Source organism: Fructilactobacillus sp. X7R9C1 (assembly GCF_059901005.1).
In genome coordinates this window covers 1-719 of record NZ_JBWXVG010000040.1, presented here as the reverse complement: position 1 = coordinate 719, position 719 = coordinate 1, and the positions used below count along the sequence as shown (strand labels likewise).

1 protein-coding gene is annotated in these 719 nt (G+C 33.2%); it reads right to left on the bottom strand.

From position 1 onward, the window contains the following. Nucleotides 1–33: 33 nt before the first annotated feature. A partial coding sequence (locus AC6UD0_RS07295; RefSeq protein ID WP_500708695.1) for an SGNH/GDSL hydrolase family protein occupies nucleotides 34–719 on the bottom strand: 686 nt, incomplete at its 5' end.

Here is a 719-nt window from a genome sequence, read left to right as displayed (position 1 = left end):
TCATATTTTTGTCCCATATATTCTCCTTTCTCATCAATAATTAACCTGTAAAAACTTAACAATTTGATTAGCTATTAAGGTATAACCCTTATCGTTTGGATGTAAATTGTCACTTGATAAACCATCACGCGTATCTCTAGTAAAAATTTCGGGAACGTAATTTCTCCAATCCAAAACAGGAACATTTACTGATTTAAACGAGCTAGAAATGCAATCTAATAAATTGCTGAAAGTATATGATCCGTTAGTTTGCTGTCCATCGACTTCTGGATAGTCATAGCGTGGCGTTGGTAAAATGCCAAATATTTTAATATTAGGATTGTCTTTTTTCATTTTATAAACCATATCATGAATTTCATTTATAATTTCCCATCCATCGGAATTTATTAAAAAGTCATTAGTACCGTAAAAGATGGTAACAAAGTCCCACTTACTATAATCGGTATTTTTCCAAACTTTCGCACTTGCTAAGTCTGGATCATCATGGTCAACAAACGCACTTCTGCCAATACCAGCATTTCGATAATCAGAAATATTTAGTTGTTTAGCAACTTTGTCCGGATAATCAATGGATTTGTTTTCGATATTATCTGGAGAATAGCCTTGCGTAATCGAATCTCCCATAGCAATCCAACTTTTTTCAGCAGGATTGTGTGCATCGTTAATTGAACCGTTAATACCATTAACTGTTCCATCTAAACTTTTAATTTTAGCGTCGT